Source organism: Candidatus Neomarinimicrobiota bacterium, assembly GCA_017656425.1.
GTDB lineage: Bacteria > Fidelibacterota > UBA2242 > UBA2242 > B5-G15 > JACDNV01.
The window spans coordinates 119,061-138,797 of sequence record JACDNV010000006.1 but is presented as its reverse complement, the minus strand read 5'-3'; the positions used below and the strand labels follow the sequence as shown (position 1 = coordinate 138,797).

Annotated in this window: 14 protein-coding genes; 13 read left to right on the top strand and 1 reads right to left on the bottom strand. The window is 35.5% G+C overall.

Annotated elements, in window-relative coordinates; translation table 11 throughout:
• The first annotated feature begins 1 nt into the window (after position 1).
• The 13 genes from H0Z29_05875 to H0Z29_05815 all read left to right on the top strand — a co-directional run bounded on the left by H0Z29_05875 (position 2) and on the right by H0Z29_05815 (position 17,332).
• Positions 2 to 1,573 (top strand): hypothetical protein, encoded by a 1,572-nt coding sequence (locus tag H0Z29_05875; GenBank protein ID MBO8131031.1) that lies wholly within the window; start codon positions 2 to 4, stop codon positions 1,571 to 1,573.
• A 1-nt stretch (position 1,574) separates the two neighbouring features.
• Positions 1,575 to 2,408: an SDR family oxidoreductase gene (locus H0Z29_05870; protein MBO8131030.1), complete on the top strand. Its 834-nt coding sequence runs from the start codon at positions 1,575 to 1,577 to the stop codon at positions 2,406 to 2,408.
• 23 nt (positions 2,409 to 2,431) lie between these two features.
• A complete protein-coding gene (gene tkt, locus H0Z29_05865) occupies positions 2,432 to 4,447 on the top strand; it encodes a transketolase (GenBank protein MBO8131029.1) in 2,016 nt (671 codons plus the stop codon).
• A 15-nt stretch (positions 4,448 to 4,462) separates the two neighbouring features.
• On the top strand, positions 4,463 to 5,887 hold the full coding sequence (gnd, locus tag H0Z29_05860) for a decarboxylating NADP(+)-dependent phosphogluconate dehydrogenase (protein MBO8131028.1): 1,425 nt from the start codon (positions 4,463 to 4,465) through the stop codon (positions 5,885 to 5,887).
• A gap of 14 nt (positions 5,888 to 5,901) precedes the next feature.
• Positions 5,902 to 6,678 (top strand): SDR family oxidoreductase, encoded by a 777-nt coding sequence (locus H0Z29_05855; protein MBO8131027.1) that lies wholly within the window; start codon positions 5,902 to 5,904, stop codon positions 6,676 to 6,678.
• A gap of 20 nt (positions 6,679 to 6,698) precedes the next feature.
• Entirely contained in the window at positions 6,699 to 7,970 is a 1,272-nt protein-coding gene (locus H0Z29_05850) for a DUF2088 domain-containing protein (GenBank protein ID MBO8131026.1), read from the top strand.
• A 23-nt stretch (positions 7,971 to 7,993) separates the two neighbouring features.
• Positions 7,994 to 9,280 carry a diphosphate--fructose-6-phosphate 1-phosphotransferase gene (locus H0Z29_05845; GenBank protein ID MBO8131025.1) on the top strand — a complete coding sequence of 429 codons (1,287 nt, stop codon included), beginning with the start codon at positions 7,994 to 7,996 and terminating at the stop codon, positions 9,278 to 9,280.
• Between the two features lie 98 nt (positions 9,281 to 9,378).
• Positions 9,379 to 10,299, top strand: coding sequence for an HAD family hydrolase (locus H0Z29_05840; GenBank protein MBO8131024.1), 921 nt, complete (start codon positions 9,379 to 9,381; stop codon positions 10,297 to 10,299).
• A gap of 38 nt (positions 10,300 to 10,337) precedes the next feature.
• Positions 10,338 to 11,621, top strand: a complete 1,284-nt coding sequence (locus tag H0Z29_05835) for a DUF4861 family protein (protein MBO8131023.1) — start codon at positions 10,338 to 10,340, stop codon at positions 11,619 to 11,621.
• Positions 11,622 to 11,645: 24 nt separating this feature from the next.
• Positions 11,646 to 12,479 (top strand): 5-dehydro-4-deoxy-D-glucuronate isomerase, encoded by an 834-nt coding sequence (kduI, locus tag H0Z29_05830; protein ID MBO8131022.1) that lies wholly within the window; start codon positions 11,646 to 11,648, stop codon positions 12,477 to 12,479.
• Positions 12,480 to 12,505: 26 nt separating this feature from the next.
• Positions 12,506 to 14,533 carry a hypothetical protein gene (locus tag H0Z29_05825; GenBank protein MBO8131021.1) on the top strand — a complete coding sequence of 676 codons (2,028 nt, stop codon included), beginning with the start codon at positions 12,506 to 12,508 and terminating at the stop codon, positions 14,531 to 14,533.
• 129 nt (positions 14,534 to 14,662) lie between these two features.
• Entirely contained in the window at positions 14,663 to 14,881 is a 219-nt protein-coding gene (locus H0Z29_05820; protein ID MBO8131020.1) for a hypothetical protein, read from the top strand.
• Positions 14,882 to 15,541: 660 nt separating this feature from the next.
• On the top strand, positions 15,542 to 17,332 hold the full coding sequence (locus H0Z29_05815; protein ID MBO8131019.1) for a Na+:solute symporter: 1,791 nt from the start codon (positions 15,542 to 15,544) through the stop codon (positions 17,330 to 17,332).
• A gap of 15 nt (positions 17,333 to 17,347) precedes the next feature.
• Here H0Z29_05815 and H0Z29_05810 read toward each other — a convergent pair whose 3' ends face one another.
• Entirely contained in the window at positions 17,348 to 19,678 is a 2,331-nt protein-coding gene (locus tag H0Z29_05810; GenBank protein MBO8131018.1) for a substrate-binding domain-containing protein, read from the bottom strand.
• Positions 19,679 to 19,737 lie beyond the last annotated feature (59 nt).

Sequence of the window (19,737 nt, the reverse complement as noted above, 5' to 3'; positions counted from 1 at the left end):
TATGAGTATAAATAAAATTATTGATGAGTTTATAGATTTCAGAGATGGGAAAACTGATAGTATTCCAATTAGCGAAATAATAGGCTTTGATTTAAAAATTTATAGAAATTCAATTAATGCAATCGGCGATAATTTATTTTTTATTGGTAAAAGTGATTCGTTTAAAGGATTGTATATTTTAAGTGAGTTTGGAAAGAGGAATTCCGCTTTTGATGCGTTCAGAGGGGAAGAAAAAGTTTATTCAGATATTGTTTTAAAGGAATGTCCATTGAATCACCAAAACGCAATAATAATGCGAGAATTGTTTGAATTTACTAATCCTGGCATTGTAGGAGTTAAAAATTCATTCGGGTTCGGTGATAGGCTTGGGATAGCTGGCCCCGGGCATGTGAGAGCTGCAAAAAAAAGTAGTTTCATCCCTATTTTTGCCCAGCAATCGATAAGGGAGTTGACTCGAACTGAGAGAACTCCTGATGAGGTTATGGATGCAGCAACATGGGCTGTATTTCAGGAAGGGTATAAGGGGTTATGGGGAGCAGATGCTGATCATTTAAAAACCACTGATGATATTGATTACATGGTTAAGTCAGGGTTTTTAATGATTACCATTGATCCTGGAGATTATGTAGTAAACGAGGCAGATAATTTAGATTTAGAGACATTAAAGGCAAGAATTAATGAGGTAAATTGGGAGATACTCGGTGATGATAACGAAAATTTTATAAGTAGATATTCAGATAAATCAGTTCGTATAAAAAATATTGTTAACTTTCAAATAGATAAGGGAAAGGTGTTAAGAACAATTGTTAAATATGGAAATGTAATAGCTCATACAATTAAAATGGTAAGTTATCTTGAAAAAAGATATGGATTAGATAAATTTGAGATAGAACTGTCGATAGATGAAACTGAATCACCAACAGATATTATAGACCACTATATAGTAGTGAATGAACTTAAAAGAAGGGGGATAAAGCTAACGAGTCTTGCTCCAAGGTTCGTGGGCGATTTTGAAAAAGGGATAGACTATAAAGGCAGTATTGATGATTTTATAAAACAGTATAGAATGCATCAGACGATTGCCCGGACATTTGGACCATATAAAATAAGTTTTCATTCGGGTAGTGATAAATTCACTATTTATAGAGAGGTTGGAAAGATTAAAGATGGGTTTGTTCATATTAAAACAGCAGGAACAAGTTATCTTGAAGCTTTGCGAGTGATTGCTGATGTTGATAAAGAATTGTTCAAAGCAATACTTGAATTTTCAATTGATCTTTATGATACCGAGAAAAAGACATATCATGTTTCAGTGGATTTAGTTAATGTGAAAAGGATTGTGAGCAGTATAGGGAATGATAAATATTCAGTTTTACTAAATGATGATAATGTAAGGCAAGTACTGCATGTGTGTTTTGGAAGGGTTTTAACTCAGAAAGACAGTGTTGGTAAATATCTTTTCAAGGAAAAACTAATGTCCATTCTACAGAATAATGAAGATTTATATAATCAATGTTTAGAGGCTCATTTCGAAAGGCATTTAAAACCATTTGGAGACGGATCGGGAGGATAAAATGGAAAGATATGAGTTAAAAAATTTATTTGATATATCCGGTATGTCAATAGCGATGACTGGAGGTGCGGGTATATTAGGAAGTGAGATGGCAAAAGCATTTGCTCATCTGGGAGCAAAAGTTGCCATATTGGATTTGCACAAGGAGAGTGCTGAGAGAGTAGCGAAAGAAATAGGAGATAACGAAGGGAATGTTTTGCCGCTTGGTTGTGATGTTCTTAATAAGGAGAGTTTGAAGAAAGCATTAGATGTTATTCTGGGTAAATTGGGGAGTGTAGATGTTCTTGTAAATTGTGCAGGTGGAAACAATCCAAGAGCAACTACATCAAAGGAGCTATCGTTTTTTGATATTCCTGAGGATGGGATGAAATTTGTTTTTGATTTGAACCTGGTTGGTACAATATATTCGAGCCAGATATTTGGGAAGGCTATGGTAGATTCAGGTAGTGGTGTAATCATAAATATATCATCTATGGCTGCAGTGAGAGTTCTTACAAAAGTTCCTATATATTCTGCAGCAAAAGCAGGTGTTAGTAATTTTACTCAATGGCTTGCTGTATATATGGCACAGGAATATTCTCCTAAAATAAGAGTAAATGCTGTAGCACCTGGATTTTTCTTAACAAATCAAAATAGATTCCTATTAATTGATGAGAAAACTGGCAATTTAACTGAGAGGGGAAAAAAGATTATAGATCATACTCCGATGGGTAGATTTGGTGATCCTAAGGATTTAATAGGAACTATGATCTGGTTGATATCACCAGCTTCTAATTTTGTTACCGGAGTAGTGGTACCTGTCGACGGTGGTTTTTCAGTATTTAGTGGCGTATAATTTTAATATAAAAGGGGGGAAAAATGGCAGTATTGAAGTGTACAGAGGATATCATAAAGAGAGGAGCAAATACAATAAGGTTTCTCTCTGCTGATGGAGTTCAAAAAGCAAATTCGGGGCATCCCGGAATGCCAATGGGTATGGCAGATGTTGCATTTATATTGTGGACACACTTCTTAAAGTTTAATCCAATGGTACCTGATTGGGTAAATCGGGATAGATTTGTTCTATCTGCTGGTCATGGTTCGATGCTACTTTATTCAATGTTGTATCTATGTGGCTATGATGTTACAATAGAAGACTTGAAGTCTTTTAGGCAATGGGGCAGTAAGACGCCTGGGCATCCTGAGTACTGGTGCTTGCCAGGAGTTGAAACCACAACAGGTCCTCTTGGACAGGGTTTTGCTAATGGAATAGGGATGGCTATAGCTTCAAAAATAGTTGCTGAGAGATTTAATACACCTGAATATAATGTATTTGGTGATCATAAGGTTTATGCCATCGTTAGTGATGGTGACATAATGGAGGGAGTGGCATGCGAGGCTGCCTCACTAGCTGGTCATTTAGGATTGGGTAATATAATATATATTTATGATGATAATAGAATAACAATAGAAGGTAAGACCGATTTAACATTTTCTGAGAATGTGCATAAAAGATTTGAAGCTTATGGGTGGCAGGTATTAAATGCTGATGCTTATGATTATCAAGGTTTTATTAATGCTGTTGAAGCCGCGATAAATGAAAATGATAAACCATCAATAATAATCACCAAATCTCACATAGGATATGGTAGTCCAAATAAGCAGGATAATGCAGAGGTTCATGGTGCACCCCTTGGTGAAGAAGAGCTCAAACTTTCAAAGCGTAATATGGGATGGTACGAAGATAAAGAATTTTTTGTACCGGAAGATATAAAAGAATTGTTTAATGAAAGGGTGAAGGAGCTTACTGAGGAATATAAAAAGTGGGAGATAAAATTTAATGAATGGAAGTCAAAATATCCTGAATTATACAGAGAATGGTTGAAATTTGTTAATAAAGAAGTGCCAGATAATCTTGAAAAAGAATTACTTGAAGTGGTAAAAGACGCCAGTGATGCTACGAGAAAATTATCAGGAAAAGTGATCCAGAAAGCAGCTGATCTGGTTCCAAATCTTGTGGGTGGTTCGGCAGATCTGGCACCTTCAACAAATACTTATATGAGAGCATACGAGTCAATTTCACAAGGAAATTTTAGGGGAAGAAATTTCCACTTTGGAATTAGAGAACATGCCATGGGGTCTATATTGAATGGTGTATCACTATATGGTGGATTTATTCCTTTCGGTGCCACTTTTCTTGTATTTTCCGATTATATGCGTCCACCTATCAGACTCGCAGCAATGATGGAAACCCAGGTAATTTATGTTTTTACTCATGACAGCATTTTTATAGGTGAAGATGGACCCACTCATCAGCCAATAGAGCAAATAGCTTCTTTAAGGTTAATACCGAATTTAATTGATTTCCGTCCGGCTGATTGGGTGGAGGTTGCTATGGCATGGGCGTATGCAATTAGAAGAAAAGATGGACCTACGGCTCTATTTCTAACTAGGCAGAAAGTGCCAGCATTGGAAAGAGATAGTAACTTTAGTCCAGATGATGTTTTAAAAGGTGGATATATCTTATCAAATTCAAAAAAAGAGGTGCCTGATGTTGTAATTATCGGAACTGGTTCTGAGGTAAATGTAGCGGTAGAGGCAAAAAGAATATTAGACGAAAAAGGATTGGATGTCAGAGTTATTTCTATGCCTTCAGTAAAGTTATTTAAACAGCAGGATGACAATTATAAAAAGTGCCTAATACCATCAGATTCGAAGGTGGTAGTTGTTGAGGCGGGTGTTACGTCGTTATGGAAAGATATTACGGACTCTTCAACAATGGTAATTGGTATAGATCGCTTTGGCGCATCAGCACCTTACAAAGTCCTTGCAGAGAAGTTTGGCTTTACTAGAGAGTCTGTTGCACAAAAAATTTTAAACTGGTTAAGTAAATAATGGAGGGAAGGCAAAATGGAAAAATATGATATTGGTTTAATTGGGCTTGCAGTAATGGGACAGAATCTGGTTCTGAACATGGAGAGGCATGGATATTCGGTTGCAGTTTATAATCGAACAGTAAGTAAGGTAGATGAATTTATTAATACAAGAGCACAAGGTAAAAAGATAAAAGGAACGCATAGTTTAGAAGAGTTTGTGGAAAGTTTGAAAAGGCCACGGAAGATAATGCTACTTGTAAAAGCTGGTCAGCCAGTCGATGATTTTATTGAAAAATTGGTTCCATTACTTGAAAAGGGCGATATAATAATTGATGGCGGGAATAGTTTTTATCGGGATACACAGAGAAGATCGAAATATGTTGAAAGTAAGGGACTATTGTACATTGGTACTGGTGTATCTGGTGGAGAGGAAGGAGCATTGAAGGGTCCGTCCATTATGCCGGGAGGCTCACCAGAAGCGTGGAAGCATATTGAAGACATATTTCTGGATATTGCTGCAAAGGCTGACGATAATAAACCTTGCTGTGCATGGATTGGATCTGATGGTGCAGGTCATTTTGTGAAAATGGTACATAATGGTATAGAATATGGTGATATGCAAATGATATGTGAAGCATATTTCCTTATGAATAAACTTCTTGGTTTGACTCCTGATGAAATGGGTAAGGTATTTGCTGAATGGAATAAAGGCGATTTGAACAGTTACTTAATTGAGATAACGGCTGATATATTGGCGAAAAAGGATGATGAAACAGGGAGGCCGATGGTCGATGTTATATTGGATACGGCTGGACAGAAGGGTACTGGGAAATGGACGAGCCAGGTGGCGCTTGATTATGGTACACCTGCTCCAACAATAGCGGAGGCGGTGTTTGCAAGGATAGTAAGCGCAAGAAAAGAAGAAAGAGTAGCTGCTTCTAATGTGCTGGGTGGCCCTAGTATTCAATTTAAAGGGGATAAGAAGGAGTTTATAGAAAAAATTAGAAAAGCACTTTATGCATCAAAAATATGTAGCTATGCACAAGGTTTTCAGTTAATGAGTGATGCCAAGAAGGAGGAAGGGTGGGATTTGAATTTTGGTTCGATTGCATCAATATGGAGAGCTGGTTGCATTATTAGAGCACAATTTCTTAATAGGATTAAAGAAGCCTATGACAGGGATGCTAATCTGCTAAACCTGATACTTGATCCATATTTTAAGTCAGCTATTGATGAATGTCAATCAGCATGGCGTGAAGTGGTAACCGTGGCTTTGCAAAATGGTATACCGGTGCCAGCTTTTAGTAGTGCCTTAGCATATTATGATAGTTATAGAGCAGAAAGGTTACCTGCAAATTTACTTCAAGCACAGAGAGATTATTTTGGCGCTCATACATATGAAAGAGTTGATAAACCTCGCGGTCAATTTTTCCATACTGAATGGAAAAAAATTGAATAGAAGGGGGAGAAAAAATGGCTGGAATATTAGATAAATTTCGTCTAGATGGTAAAATTGCAATGGTGACAGGTGCAAGCAGGGGGCTTGGTAGAGCAATTGCATTGGGATTTGCTGAAGCTGGAGCAGACCTTGTCCTTGTATCAAGAGGTAAAGAAGCTCTCGAGGAGACGGCAAAGATGGTAAATTCTGTGGGGAAAAAAGCTTGGGTTTTCCCATTCGATCTTTTTGAGATTGAGGTTATACCGAAGTGGTTTGAGGATGTAATTAAGGAAGTTGAAAGAATAGACATTCTTGCAAATATAGCAGGGACAATTTATCGTGAAAAGGCAATGGATTTTCCACTTGAACAGTGGGACAGAGTTCTGAAGCTAAATTTAACAACTACTTTTGTCCTCAGCCAGCAATTTGCTCGCCATTGTATACAGGATGGAAGAAAAGGAAAGATAATTAACATAGCATCCTTACTAAGCGAGGCAGCTCGTGCTTCTATACCTGCATATGCTGCAAGTAAAGGGGGTATAAGACAGTTGACAAAGGCTTTAGCGGTAGAATGGGCTAAAGATGGAATTAATGTTAACGCTATTGGCCCTGGCTACTTTGAGACAGAACTTACAAAACCTCTCGTTGAGGATGAGAAATTTACTGAATGGGTAAAACTTCGTACTCCCTTAGGTAGATGGGGAAAACCAGAAGAATTGGTTGGAACTGCGGTATTTCTTGCATCTGAATCCTCTGATTTTATAACGGGTCAGGTTATTTATGTTGATGGCGGATGGTTAGCTAATCTATAACATACAGTTTGAGCAGTGGTATGATAGGAATTGGTTTCGAAGATAGGATTTTGGAAAATGAGGAAATATATGAAGTATTTTATGAGGCATTCAGGGAAATAAAACCTGATGGGAAAAGAATTTTATTTGTAATCCCTGATCATACAAGGACTGTACCTATTGGTCTACTTTTTAGAATTATATATTCCCTTCTGGCAGATAGAGCTAGACTACTTGATTTTCTAATAGCCCTTGGTACTCATCCTCCTATGAGTAATGAACGAATAATGAAAATGTTGGAAATAGAGAGATTTGAATATGATGCTAAGTTTTCAAAATCGCGGTTTTTCAATCATTACTGGAATAAACCAGATCAGTTAAAATATATAGGAACAATAAAGAGAGATACGATACTAGAAGTTTCCAATGGTTTGATGGATAAAGAGGTAGATATTCATGTTAATAAAATAATTTTTGACTATGACATGGTGATAATAGTAGGTCCTGTATTTCCCCATGAAGTAATCGGATTTTCTGGAGGTAATAAATATTTTTTCCCTGGTGTAGCTGGACAGGAAATAATTGATATGTTTCACTGGCTTGGCGCGTTAATCACGAGTCCTGTAATAATTGGGGAAAAGTATACACCTGTAAGAAATGTTGTTGATCTTGCTGCTTCTTTTATTAGAATGGAAAAGTATTGTTTTAGTCTGGTAGTTAAGGGTGATGAACTATGCGGTGTATATTTTGGTACTCCTGAGGTAGCTTGGGATAAAGCAAGTGATTTATCAAAGAAAGTTCACATAGTAATAAAAGATAGACCATTTAAAAAAGTTCTGTCTCGAGCTCCTGAGATGTATGATGATTTATGGGTTGGTGCAAAGTGCATGTATAAACTTGAACCGGTTGTAGCTGATGGAGGGGAACTCATTATTTATGCTCCCCATATTACAGAAATATCTTATACGCATGGTAAATTGATACGGCAAATAGGTTATCATGTTCGTGATTTTTATTTAGAACAGTGGGATAAATACAAAGATATACCTTGGGCTGTATTGGCACATTCCACCCATGTAAAAGGAGTTGGAAAATACGGAAATGGGTTAGAAGTACCAAGAATAAATGTTATACTCGCTACTGGGATCTCTAAAGAAATATGCCATCAAATAAATCTTGGATATATTAACTATAATGATATTAAAATAGAAGACTGGGTGGATAAGGAATCGGAGGGTATTTTGTATGTACCAAAGGCCGGTGAGTATCTTTACAGGTTGCAAAATGATCCCTTTAAGAAAGGGTGGTCGTAAAAGTTTGTAGGAGATAAGGAGTAATGCCTAATAAAAATGTGATTGTGGCTCAATCAGGTGGACCAACGCCAGTAATAAACAACACTCTAAGAGGTATAATTGAAACGATAAAGATGTACCCTGATAAATTCGGTACCATCTATGGCGGATGGCATGGAATAGAGGGAATCCTTAAAGAGGAGTTACTTAATTTATCTATCCAGCCTGAAGAAGAGATTTCTTTATTAAGGACAACACCTGCGGCAGGTTCAATAGGTACCTGCAGGTATAAACTGAAATCACATCAGACTGAGGACTTTCAAAGGATAGTAGATGTTTTTAAAGCTCATGATATTGGATATTTTTTCTATATAGGTGGAAATGATTCTATGGATACCGCACATAAAATCGACAAGCTTGCACATGAGCAAGGACTTGACTTAGTTGCAGTTGGTGTAGCAAAGACGATAGATAATGATGTTGGTGATTCAGAATTTAAACTTGTAGATCATACTCCAGGTTATGGATCGGTGGCCAGATACTGGGCAAATGTAATACAGAATATTGAGGAAGAAAATAGAGGTTCGTCTCCTTCCGATCCAGTGATAGTTATTCAAGCTATGGGAAGAAAAATTGGATTTATCCCTGCTGCTGCAAGATTGGCTGATCCGAAGAGACAGTTCCCACTTCAGATATATATGCGCGAATCAGGGCTTACATTAGAGCAGATGACTGACTTGGTAAATGATGAGTTAAAAAGAAGTGGTAGAGTGATTGTTGTAGTGAGTGAAGGTTTTGATGTAGGGGAGATAGATGAAATTAAAGATTCTTTTGGGCATACGATGTTTAGTTCCGGTATGATTACGGTCAAGCAGGTCATAGTGAATCATCTTAATAGGGTTGGAATAAAGGCAAGGGGTGCTGCAAGGGGTCAGACACCCGGGACAGATCAGAGGGACTCGATCATTTATGCATCAACTGTTGATCTTGATGAGGCTTATAAAGTAGGTCAGAATGCTGTGGTAATAGCTATTGAATATGGATCAGGGTATATGTCCACTATAATCCGTAAACCGGGAATTATTTATAATGTTGAGTATGACAGAGTGCCACTTGAGGTTGTTGCTAATTCGGAGAGAAAATTTCCTGAGAATTGGATAGCACCAAATAAAATTGATGTCACAGATGATTTTATTAAATATGCAAGACCTTTGATTGGTGAAGACTGGGTGAGTGTACCAATAGTTAGTGGTAGACAAAGGTTTGCGAGACTGAAGATAGTTTTTGCTGAGAAGAAGTTGCCAGAATTTATTCCACAAGCGTATAGGTGAATTGAGAATTGGGGGTTTGGAGTTGGGAAGAATGTGTAAAGTATATAAAATCAGATTTCCAATGATTTATTTATAATAAGCTTTTGGGAGGTTGAGCCATGCAGGATCCGCAGAAAGAATTAAGAGAAATGGAACCCAAACATGATTATCTTGTTGCGATCGATTCAGACGGATGTGCTTTTGATACAATGGAAATAAAGCATAAGGAGTGTTTTATTCCCAATATTATTAAGTACTGGAAATTACAACCTGTTTCGAAATATGCAAGAGCTGCAGCTGAATTCGTTAATCTGTATTCAAAATGGAGAGGGGTAAATAGATTTCCTGCTCTGATTAAAACTTTTGATTTATTAAGAGAGTGGGATGATGTAAGAAAAAGACACATTGAAGTACCTGAGGCGAAACCGTTAAGGGAATGGATAGAAAGGGAAACGAAGCTTGGTAATCCAGCCTTAAAGGCAGAGGTAGAGAGGACTGGTGAACCAATTTTGGAAAATGCTCTTGAATGGAGTGAGGCAGTGAATAGGACGGTAGCAGAGATTGTTCATGGAGTGCCGCCTTTTCCATTTGTGAAGGAGTCTTTGGAGAAATTGTCGCAAAAGGCCGACATAATAGTATGTTCTGCTACTCCTGTTGAGGCTTTAAGACGTGAATGGGCTGAACATAAAATAGAAAAATATGTACGTGTTATTGCAGGTCAGGAAATGGGTAGTAAAAAGGAACATATTCAACTTGCAAGTCAGGGGAAGTATGAACAAGGTAAAATATTGATGATTGGTGATGCACCCGGCGATATGAAAGCAGCAAGGGCGAATAATGCCTTGTTTTATCCAATTAATCCAGGCGGTGAAGAAGATTCATGGGAAAGATTCTTCAGAGAAGGTATAGATAAGTTTTTAAACGGTACCTACACAAAAGATTATGAAAAAGAATTGATAAATGAATTTGAAAAATTATTGCCTGAACTTGCTCCGTGGCAGAAAGGTAAATTTTCTTTTCATGAAATTTATTCTGGTTAAATAGGTTATTGTTTGATATAAATGAATGGAGGTTTATCATGAGAATTTTTAGCAAGTCATATCTACTTGTTAGTTTGATATGTTTGTTTGCTATTCAATGTCAACAGTCATCTATTTTAAAAGATTATCCTTATTCAATAGGTGTTACAGGAATAAATGAAATAGGAAAGTCCAGAAAGAATGAGGCTATATATCTTCCGATAAACAGCCTAAAGGATGTCGATAAAAGATTTAATCCAAATGCATGTGTTGTAATATCCGATGGTGTCGAAATACCTCATCAGATTGTGGATGTTAATGTTGATGGGGTTACAGATTATATGGTGCTTTTAGTCAATTTTAAACCCAAAGAAAAGAAGAAGATAAAAATTTATTTTAAAGACTCTGGTAAAGTGGAACATAACTATCCAAGAAGAGCTTATGCTGAGATTTCACATAAATTCGGTGGAAAATGGGAAGGACGCCTATATAAAGGTGGTGAGTTTAAAAATGTAAAGTTTGTCAGAGTACCTCCACAGCATACAGATCATTCTACCTATTTTAGGTATGAAGGGCCTGGTTGGGAATCAGATCGTGTTGGGTATAGGTTATATCTTGACTGGAGGAATTCCATAGATATATTTGGAAAGAAGACTCGCGATATGATACTAATGAATGTTGGCTTAAAAGATTTCGAATCGTATCATAATATGTCCGATTGGGGGATGGATATATTTAAGGTTGGCGAGTCGCTGGGTATTGGAACTCTTGGTATGTATTACCAGAATAAAGTCCACAAAGTCTCTAATACGGATAGTGTATTATGCTGGATTGTAAGTGATGGCCCAATCATGGCGCAGGTAAAGATTAAGTATTATGGATGGAAAGTGGGGAATAATAAGTACGATGTTGAAACTGATCTGAGTATAACAGGTGGAACTAGATTGACGCGCTACGATATTAGATTAGATCGAGATGTGGATAACTTGTGTACCGGATTGGCTAAATGTAGTAATTGTGTATTCCTTTCAAGCAGTGACGGCGGCTGGAATTATATAGCGCTATATGGCAAACAGAGTCTTGCTGGAGATAATCTCGGAACTGCTCTTATCTACAACAAAAAAAATATGGTTAATATTACTGAAGATGATCTTAATCATATAGTAAGATTAAAAACTATAGACAAGTCATTGAGATTCTATTTTCTAGCAGCTTGGGAGCAGGAGCCCGATGGTATTAAGAATATAAAGCAATTTGAATCTTATTTGGAAGATATTTTAGAGAAATTAAATAGCCCAATTAAAATAAGAATTGGAAATAAAGAGATAAAAGCCAATTATTAAAATAATTCATTAGGAGGGGTTTAAATGATATTGAAATATAGTGTAGATCCAGTTGATTTTAGAACTATGACTACCCATAAGATAAGGGAAAAGTTTCTTTTAGATGAGTTGTTTGTTCCAGATGAAGTCAGGTTGTATTATTCTGAGATTGATCGAGCAATTGTTGGAGGAGCATTTCCAAAATCAGCTGAATTACAATTGAGGGGGAGTAAAAGAGAGACAGGATCCGATTATTTTAATTCAAGGAGAGAACTGGGTATAATAAATGTAGGAGGGAATGGTTCAGTTATTGTCGATAATAAAGAATATGAATTGGAGAAACTTGAATGCCTGTATATAGGTAAAGGGGATAAAACAATATCTTTTAAAAGTCTGAGTAGGGATGATTTTGCAAAGTTCTATTTTGTGAGTTATCCAGCTCATATCGAGTATCCAGATAAAAAGATTGGAATCAATGATGCGGAGGTAACGGAACTAGGAAGTCAGGAAATGGCTAATAAGAGAACAATTTATAAATACATTCATCCAAATGGCATCACAAGCTGTCAACTGGTAATGGGGATTACTATTTTGGAAAAGGGGAATGTGTGGAATACAATGCCACCACACACACATCAGAGACGTTCAGAAGTATATATGTATTTTGACGTCGAAGATGATTCTGTAGTATTTCATTATATGGGTGAGCCTTCTGAAACCAGACATATAGTAGTAAGAAACCTTCAGGCTGTTATTTCTCCTATATGGTCAATCCATTCAGGATGTGGGACAAAGGCATATAAATTTGTATGGGCTATGGGAGGAGAGAATCAGGAATTTGATGATATGGATGGGATAACTATTGATGATATTCTTTAATTTATTTTCCATGTATGTTTGGTATCTTGAACATTAGAACACTTAAAATTGTATTATTCTTTTCATTGTTTATTCTGTTACATAATTGTTATAATTTCCCAAAAATACTACTATACGATGATTACACTACACTTAATAGAGGTCCTTTATTAACAGATGTTGGGGCACTTGCTGAATATCATTACCTACCTGTACTGAGGCCAAAGGGTGGATGGGCAGTATCTACTTTTAGGTATAACCTGCATCCATCGTGGTCAGTTAGGGAGATAGATAATAAAAGGGTCTTTTTTCAGGAAGCTTCTAATCCTGATAGTCACTGGCATCCGATCATTGTGGCAGGGGATAAAGGATGGCAGGACTATCGATTAATAACATCATTTTACCCATATGATATCAAAGGTAGGTGCGGAATTATTTTTAGATATCAAAACGATAGACAGTATTATTTTGCAGGCATTTATAGGCGAAGATTTGTATTAATAAAGGCAAATCATGGTATCGGATTGAGAAAACCGTTAGAAAAAATTATTGATAGTTGTACAATTGATAAAATAAAAAAACCTATTTCGGTTGAAATTATTGTTAATAAGGACAAACTGCATGTTTCCTTTAATAATAATGTTAAATTAAAGGGTATAGATAATGCTTTTTCAAATGGTAAAATTGGTTTTCTTTCTGATGTACCTGCCTGGTTCGGGGAAATAAAAGTTTCCACCTCATATTTTAATTGGCTTAAATATAAAGGAAAGGGAATTGCAGAAAAGAAAAAATTAAATGAGTTAAGAAAAAACATTCCGAATATGGTGTTATATCGGAAAATAAAAACCCCGGGATTTGGGACGGGAAGAAATTTGAGATTCGGTGATTTGAATAATGATGGTACTATTGAAATTCTAATAGGGCAAGTTGTGAATCATGGACCAAAGGATAGAAATAGCGAACTAAGTTGCCTTACTGCGATAACTGTAGATGGTGAGATATTATGGCAGAAAGGATTTCCTGATCCATGGAAGCATATCCTAACGAGTGATGTGGCTTTTCAAATATATGATATAAATAATGATGGAAAAACTGAAGTAATTTATTGCATGAACGGTACTATTAATATTACAGATGGAAATTCTGGGATGCTCATTAGAAGCGAACTTACCCCATACGTAAACCCTGCTGTAAGAAGTGTAGGTGGATACAATAGATTTGAAAGAATACTTGGGGATTGTATTTGTTTTTGTGATATTGAGGGCAAAGGATATGATTCAAACATGATACTAAAAGATAGATATAAGAGTTTCTGGGTTTATGATTCAAATTTAAATTTGTTGTGGGAAGCAAATTGCAACACCGGACATTATCCCTATCCAGAAGATATGGATGGCGATGGAAAAGATGAAATACTCATGGGTTATACACTTTTTGATGATAATGGGAAAATTCTATGGAACTTAGAAAATAGTCTTAAGGATCATGCTGATGGTGTAGCAATTTTTGAAAATAATGGCAAATGGCAGGTTATATGCGCAGCGAGTGATGAAGGAATGATATTCATGGATATTGTGGGAAACATGTTTCAACATCATTATATAGGGCATGTGCAGAGTCCTGCAGTACTTAACTTACGAGATGATTTGCCTGGACTGGAAGTCGTAACGATAAATTACTGGGGTAATCAAGGGATTGTTACCTATTATGATTCTGAGGGAAGAATTTTCCACCAATTTGAACCGTTTAATTATGGCGCTTTATGTCTTCCATTGAACTGGACGGGAATTAGCGAAGAGTTTATCCTTCTGAATGGGAATGTTGATGAAGGTGGAGCATGGAATGGATATAGTCAGAAAGTATTGCTATTTCCTGATGATGGACATCCGGATATGTGTGTGGCAGCTCTTGATATTGTTGGTGACTGCAGAGATGAGATTGTTGTATGGGATGAAAAAAGAATATGGATATATACTCAGGATGACAATCCCAAAAGCGGGGAGCTTTATTGTCCAAAAAGAAATCCGCTATATAATTATTCCAATTATCAGGCTTTTGTTTCAACGCCATTTTAATAACTATTAAAAGCTATTTATTTTAAAAGTGAAGAAAGCAATTTTTATTAAAATATTTCATATTTCCGACCATTTCTTGAAAAAAAGCACATTTTATCAGAAATAAATTTATACGATCTTGGTGAGGTTGTGAAAATTTATGATTCGAGGAATAATTCCCTGGGTTTGAGATTACGTGGAATTCAGTTTGGAGCGAATCATGTTACATTCGTTGAAAGTTCAGCAAGTGTTCTGGAAGTTCTGAATAAGAACTTAAAATTCAATTCTATTGCGGAAGGCATGTATGAAATTGTAAAAGGAAATGTATTTAATTTCTTGAATGATAAATTATTCGAGAATGAATTATAAGAAATAATAATTCTTGATCCACCAGCATTTATTCAGAATAGAAGGAAGATTGAAAATGGTATTAAGGGATATGAATAAATAAATTCTAAGGCTCTTAGACTTATTAGACCAGGTGGCTATTTGATTACCTGTTGTTGCAGTCAGATTCTTTCTTTAGATATGTTTATTGAAATAATAGATAAAAGCTCTCAACTAACGAAAAAAAGAGTAAAAATAATGAAAATAGGTTATCAATCTTCAGATCGTCCAGTAATTCCTGGTATTGAGGAATCATTATATCTTAAATGTTTGCTATTATATGTGGATTGAGATTGATGTGTAAAAATAGATTTATGTATGTGTAGAATAATTTAATCATTTTACTTGTCATTCGTAGTTGTACGGGTAATAAAATATTTAATGTCAGTATTTCAATCTTTATATATAGACTGTTCTTAATTGTATTTTTCTTTTCAAATTTTATAATAATATAATAATATTGAATGCAAGCATGTATTTCATTGAAATTATTAAGTGTAGATACAGTGTCAATGGAAATACTAGTTTGTAAAATTGACAGGAATATTTTATAATTAATAAATCATTGATATGACGAATCGAAAAATATTTTGTAGAAAATTTAAATTGCCATATTTGTGTTGTTAATCTTCTGGAGGAAATATGCAACTACATTTTATCGATGTGGGGATAATATTTGCCTACATTCTGGCAACAATTTTTATTGGAATTTATATTTCTAAAAGGGCGTCGAAGAACCTTGAATCGTATTTTTTAGGCGAAAAGAGTTTGCCCTGGTATATCCTTGGCATTTCCAATGCATCAGGTATGTTCGATATTACAGGTACAATGTGGCTTGTGTATCTCTGTTTTGTTTATGGAATGAAAAGTGCCTGGCTACCATGGTTATGGCCTATATTTAATCAAATTTTCCTTATGATATATCTTTCATCTTGGTTAAGAAGATCAAACGTTATGACAGGAGCGGAGTGGATAACATTTCGTTTTGGTAACGGTACAGGATCGAAGCTTGCTCATATCAGCGTTGTTTTTTACGCACTTGTGAGTGTTATTGGTTTTCTTGCATATGCATTTCAGGGAATCGGAAAGTTTGCAGCCACTTTTCTCCCTTGGGATTTATCACCAAAGGCATATGCGGTTATAATTATGAGTATAACAACAATTTATGTAGTTGCTGGGGGTATGTTTTCTGTTGTATTTACTGAGGTTTTGCAGTTTTTAATTATGACAATCGCATCAATTGCTGTTGGTATAATTGCTATGGCTAAGGTATCTCCGGGGATGCTTGATAAGATTGTTCCTGAGGGATGGAAGAGTATATTTTTTGGCTGGCACCTTAACCTTGACTGGTCGGGTATACTTGATGCAGTTAATAATAAAATATCTGCAGATGGTTATGAAATTTTTGGCTTTATTTTCATAATGATGTTATTTAAGGGGATTATAATAAGCATGGCAGGACCGGCTCCGAATTATGATATGCAGAGGATACTTGCGACTAGGAGTCCAAAAGAGGCAAGTTTGATGAGTAGCTTTGTTAATGTTGTATTGAATTTCCCGAGATATTTAATGGTTACTGGATTGACAGTTCTTGCTCTTGTCTATTTTATGCCAGAATTGAGGGCTATGGGTGATAATATTGATTTTGAGATGGTTTTACCCTATGCTCTGAGGAATTTTATTCCAATTGGAATTAAAGGGTTTGTTTTGGCCGGATTTATTTCTGCTTTTATGTCTACATTTGCCGCTACTGTAAATGCTGCACCTGCATATTTAGTCAATGATATCTATAGAAAATATGTTAATCCAGAAGCCAGTGATAAAAAATTGGTGTTTTTAAGTTATTTGGCATCAATTCTTGTGGTGTTGCTGGGGTTTTTATTTGGTTTTATGACTGAATCTATCAATCAGGTGACTCTCTGGATAGTTTCTGCATTATGGGGAGGGTATGCGGCACCGAACTTCTTAAAATGGTACTGGTGGCGATTTAATGGATATGGTTACTTTTGGGGTATGATAAGTGGAATACTTGCCTCTATGGTGATACCAGCTATTTTTCCCTCTCTTTCTGCTCTTAATAGTTTTCCTATTATTTTGCTAATATCTATCATCGGATGTATATCGGGAACTTTTCTGTCTAAACCCGAATCTGATAATATTTTGAAAAACTTTTATTCTATTACAAGACCATGGGGATTCTGGGAACCGATATATAGAAAAGTCAAAGAAAAAAATCCTTCTTTTAAAAAGAATACAAATTTTAAAAGAGACATTTTTAATATTAGTATAGGTTTAGTCTGGCAGATATCAATTATAGCGTTATCAATGTACCTTGTTTTAAAACAATTTTATGCTGTATTGATTGCTTCTGGATCAGTATTTATAACAAGTTTGATCTTAAAGAAAAATTGGTTAGATAAACTCGAAGATTGATTAGGCTATTGTTTTCTATACTATAAATTTAGCGAGCATTGTTTGCTGTCCTTCGGCAATTGTCTTAAAAGAATTGGCAAGCTCAGTGGTATTATAAATTTGTGTTGCTAAAGATTGAATAGTAGTAAATACTTCTTCGGAAGCTGCCGCATTGTTTTCACTAACCTCAGCAACTTTTTTCATAGCGTCTTTTACTTCGCCAGAGAGTTTGCTCATTTCGATTATGGAATCTGCTATATTATTTACATGCATTTTATTCTTATCCACAGAGTTTTGTATATCGTTAAATGTCTCTCTTAACGTGTCTGTAAGCTTTGTTAATTCAGTGACCTTTGCTACATCTTCTTCAGTTAATTGATAAACCTCTTTAATATCGTCGAGGATTGATTCTACAACACCGACTACTTCCTTTGTTGCTTTATCTGTGTTCAGTGCAAGATTTCTTATTTCTTCAGCTATTACTATGAAACCTCTTCCTGCTTCACCGGCTCTGGCTGCCTCAACTGATGCATTTAGTGATAATAAATTAATTTGTTTTGTTATGCTATTGATAAGCATTATGATGTCATTTATTTTAGTTGAGTGCGAATTAAGAATATTCACAATTTCCTTTGTTTTTTCAACAGATGTAGAAATATCCTTTATATTATTGATAGCGTTTTCAACCGCTTTAATTCCCATATTGAATGATTTTGTTGTCTCTTCTGCAACATTGTTACTTTCTCGAGCAAGACTATCTATTTTGTTTAAATCGTCGATCAATGACTCAAGTGAATGTTGGGTATTTGTTAATAGCGTATTCAGGTTTTGTGCTTCCTTAGCAACCTGGCTGACAGCTGCATTAATCTGGTGTATTGCCTGGTTTGATGCATCAGCGCTCTCACTTAAACTATTGCTTTGATTTATAATGTCTTCCAGTTGATCCTTTATAGTACTTATAAGACTTCTAAGGCTAAGGGGTTCACTGTTGGCTGTTGCTACCGGGATACCACTCTTAACAGCTTTATTTATCAATGGGACTAGTTCTTTGTCAACATTAGTAATAGCTATTGCGTCGTAGCTTTTCATTAACTTTTGTAATTCTGGACCATAGGTTTTGGCAGAAACTTCTCTTTTTTCAATTGCTTCTTTTGGTATTATCCAATCAACAATAGTGTTGTATTTTTCGAGTTCCTTTGCTGCATGATGTACACCTTGTTTAACAGGTATCCAGAATGCAGAATCCTCTCTACCTAGAACGGCTATTTTTAAAGTTTTTTTGGGAACTATATTAAATGGTTTTGCAAGTTTTTCCAATGACTCTTTTGTTTGTATTATGCCGATACCTTCTTTCCAATAATTTCTGTAGTTTTCCTTTGTTACGATATCCATGTTTGTTAGTAGTCTTGGGGTATTTGGTTTCCATCCTCCTACTAAATGATTAAAAAGATGTATCACGGGGTCGTGACCCTGGGCAAAAGGCCCCTGTCCAATGGTTACACTGATTATCCCTTTTTTCAAATATCGCATAGTCTCATCCGTTAAATCATGACCAACGATTTTTATATCAGTTCTTCCTGACTCTTCAACTGCTTTAGCAACGCCTGGAGGAGTTGCACCTTCGGTAACATAAATTCCTTTAATATCGGGATATTTCTGTATAATTTCTCTGGTAACCTGATAAGCAATTTCATCGCTTTCATGTTCCTCAAATGCACCAATAATTTTTATATCTTTGAAGTTATTATATATATAGCTCTGGAAGCCCCTTCTTCTTAACTCAAGTCCAGTAGCATTAAAGCTACCTGTAATTATTGCTACTTTACCAGTTTTATTTATCAATTCAGCCATTATTTCTGCACATTTTTGGCCTTCTTTAAAGGAATCAGCACCAACATAACATAAACGTAAGCAATGTTCATATGTAACATCATTGAATTGATCCATAAACTCATATAAATGGTTGATGATTGAATTTAATAACTCTGTCATTTGAGAGAGTTGTTCTGAATCGTTACCATTTAATCGTATTGGCTTTGATTGTAAACTCATTTTATAAGTTAGATTTCCATTAGCTAATTCTGTCATAGATGTATTTATAGCCTGGAAATCATTATCCAATGCTTCTTTATCTTCTAATATGTTTTTAATGTATTCCTCAATCCTATTTTTTTTTGCATATTTTGTATATAGAACAATGAAAGTAACAAAGCTCAAAGACACTATTGTCAATGAGGAAAAGGAAATCCAGAAATTTATATTTGAATTTGTTACAAAGAACAATATTAAATTGATTAAGATTAAAGATACTAATATACCCACTATGATATAAAGCAGTGGGTTTTCTAACCTTTTAATATTATTCATTATTTTTTACTCCATAATATTCATTTGATTACATGAATTTACTCTTAAGAGCATCTTTA